The organism is Actinosynnema sp. (assembly GCF_052038725.1).
Genome location: NZ_JBQGCX010000267.1, coordinates 1 through 3,301, shown reverse-complemented (window position 1 = coordinate 3,301; position 3,301 = coordinate 1). Strand labels below are relative to the sequence as shown.

The following is a 3,301-nucleotide window of genomic DNA, read 5'->3' as shown; positions in this document are numbered from 1 at the left end:
ACCGGGGTGTGCTCGCCGGCGGGCGCGCTCAGCAGCGTGTCGTAGTCGTAGGTGATCGGCTCGTAGTAGTCGTCGATCGAGGGCATGTCCGGGTTGGCGAACAGGCTCAGCAACCGCTGCGTTCTGCTGCCGCCGCGCAGCCGCAGCCTGCCCTTCCTGTCGAGCTCCCAGCCGCCCTTCCAGCGGTCCTGGTCCTCGTACCGCTTGGGGTAGCCGATGCCGGGCTTCGACTCGACGTTGTTGTACCAGGCGTATTCCTGCCCCTCGCGGTTCGTCCACACGTTCTTGCAGGTGATCGAGCAGGTGTGGCAGCCGATGCACTTGTCGAGGTTCATCACCATCGCCACCTGAGCCATGACGCGCATCAGTACTCCACCTCCTGCGAGCGGCGGCGGACCACCGTGACCTCGTCGCGCTGGTTGCCGGTCGGGCCGTAGTAGTTGAACGCGTAGGTGAACTGGGCGTAGCCGCCCACCAGGTGCGTCGGCTTGAGCAGCAGGCGGGTCAGCGAGTTGTGCACGCCGCCGCGCTTGCCGCCGATCTCGGTCTTCGGCACGTTCACGTTGCGGTCCTTGGCGTGGTAGACGTACGCGGTGCCCTCCGGCATCCGGTGCGAGACCACCGCGCGGGCCACCACGACGCCGTTGCGGTTGTAGGCCTCGACCCAGTCGTTGTCCGCCACGCCGATCCGCTCGGCGTCCTGGGTGGACATCCAGATGTCCGGGCCGCCGCGCGAGAGCGCCAGCATGTGCGCGTTGTCCTGGTACTCCGAGTGGATCGACCACTTCGAGTGCGGCGTCAGGTACCGCACCGTCACCTCGGCGCGGCCGGGCTCGCCCAGCTGCTGCGAGCCGAACCGGCGGTGCATGTTCAGCGGCGGGCGGTACACCGGCAGCTGCTCGCCCAGCTCGGTGAGCCTGTCGTGGTCGACGAAGAACTGCTGGCGCCCGGTCAGGGTGTGCCAGGGCTTGTCCCGCTCCACGTTGATCACGAACGCCGAGTAGCGGCGGCCGCCGGTCTCGCTGCCCGACCACTCCGGCGAGGTCAGCACGGCCTGCGGGCCCTTCTTGGCCTCCCGGTAGGAGATCCGCTTGCCCTCGTTCTCCTCGGCCAGGTCCGCGAGCCTCGTGCCGGTGCGCTTCTCCAGCTGCTTGAAGCCCTCCACCGCCAGCCTGCCGTTGGTGGTGGCCGACAGGGTCAGGATCGCCTCGCACATGTGCTCGGCGGTCGCCAGCGACGGCCGGTTGTCGCCGCGCACGCCGTTGGTGCGGCGCAGCAGCTCGATCTCCGGCTCCGGGTGGTAGGTGATGCCCTTGGTGGTCAGGCCGAGCTCCTCCAGCAGCGGGCCGACCGAGCGCATCTTCTCGGCGGTGGCGGCGAAGTCCCGCTCGATCACCACCAGCTTCGGCATGGTGCGGCCGGGGATCGGCTCGCAGTCGCCGTCGCGCCAGTCCAGCACCCGCCCGCCCGGCTGGGCCATCTCGTCCGGGGTGTCGTGCGCCAGCGGCACGGCCAGCACGTCGGTGCGCTTGCCCAGGTGGGTCTTCGCCAGCTCCGAGTAGTGGTCGGCCAGGCCGAGGAACACGTCGTAGTCGCTGCGCGCCTCCCACGGCGGCGCGATCGCCGGGTTGAAGGCGTGCACGAAGGGGTGCATGTCCGTGGACGACAGGTCGTGCTTCTCGTACCAGGTCGCGGCGGGCAGCACCACGTCCGCGAACAGGCCCGTGGACGTCATGCGGAAGTCCACCGCCGTCAGCAGGTCGAGCTTGCCCTCGGGCGCCTCGTCGTGCCAGGTGACGTCCCGCGGCCGGTTCTCCTCCGCCGTCTCGGCGCCGCGCACCTGCGCGTCGGTGCCCAGCAGGTGCCGCAGGAAGTACTCGTTGCCCCTGCCCGAGGAGCCGAGCAGGTTCGCCCGCCACACGGTCAGCGCGCGCGGGAAGTTCGCCGGGTTGTCCGGGTCCTCCGCCGCGAAGTTCAGCCTGCCCGCCTTCAGCTCCGACACCACGTGGTCGGCCACCGGCACGCCGGCGTCCTTCGCCTCGTCGGCCAGGTCCAGCGGGTTGCGGTCGAAGGTGGGGTGCGAGGGCAGCCAGCCCAGCCGGGCGGCCTGCGCGTTGCAGTCGGCGAACGACTTGCCCCGCAACATGCCCGTGCCGAGCGGGGTGGACAGCTCGTCGGCCTTGAAGCCCTCGTAGCGCCACTGGTCCGTGGCCAGGTACCAGAACGCGGTGCCCGCCATGTGCCTGGTCGGCCGCTGCCAGTCGAACGCGAACGCCAGGTGCTGCATCCCGGTGACCGGGCGCGCCTTCTCCTGGCCCACGTAGTGCGCCCAGCCGCCGCCGTTGCGGCCCTGGCAGCCGGTGAGCAGAACCAGAGACAGGAACGCGCGGTAGATGGTGTCCGAGTGGAACCAGTGGTTCGCGCCCGCGCCGACCACGATCATCGAGCGGCCACGGGTGCGCTCGGCGTTGCGGGCGAACTCGCGGGCGATGCGCGCGGTCGTCGCGGCGGGCACCGAGGTGATCTCCTCGGCCCAGCCGGGGGTTCCGGGCGCTTCAGTGTCCTCATAGGACTGCGGCCACTCGCCGGGCAGGCCCTCGCGGCCCACCGCGTAGCGCGCCATCACCAGGTCGAAGACGGTGGTGACCAGCATCCCGTTCACGCGCGTCGCGGGCACGCCCCGGCGCACGATCCCGCCGCCCTCGGTCTCGCCGACGTCGAAGCGCGGCAGGTCGATCGCGACCGCCTCGGTGGTCACCGCCGCGGCCTCGTGCAGGGTGAGCGCGGGCGTGACGCCGTCCAGTTCGAGGTTCCACTTCCCCTCGCCCTGCTCGCCCCAGCGGTGCCCGAGGGAGCCCTGCGGCACCACGGCCTTGCCTGTCTCCTCGTTCAGCAGCACCGTCTTGAACTCGGCGTTCTCCACGTCCTGGCCGAGGTCGGCGGCGGTGAGGAACTTGCCGGGCACGAACGCGTCGCCGCGCTCTTCCAGGCGCACCAGGAAAGGCAGGTCGGTGTAGCGGCGGGTGTACTCCGCGAAGTACGGCACCTGCCGGTCGCGGAAGAACTCGGTCAGCACCACGTGGCCCATGGCCATCGCCAGCGCGCCGTCCGTGCCGGGGTGCGGCGCCAGCCAGTCGTCGGCGAACTTCACGTTGTCCGCGTAGTCCGGGCTGACCGCGACGACCTTCGTGCCCTTGTACCGGGCCTCGGTGAGGAAGTGCGCGTCCGGCGTGCGGGTCACCGGGATGTTCGAGCCCCACATGACCAGGTAGCCGCTGTTCCACCAGTCGGCCGACTCGGG

1 protein-coding gene and 1 pseudogene are annotated in these 3,301 nt (G+C 70.7%); both read right to left on the bottom strand.

The annotated features are described in order from the left end of the window. A pseudogene (narY, locus tag ACTUAL_RS05215) lies at nt 1-365 on the bottom strand (nitrate reductase subunit beta); the annotation flags it as partial. After that, the coding region (locus tag ACTUAL_RS05210; RefSeq protein WP_440899446.1) for a nitrate reductase subunit alpha at nt 365-3,301 on the bottom strand (2,937 nt) is incomplete at its 5' end. The gene ACTUAL_RS05210 and the pseudogene narY, both read right to left, overlap by 1 nt.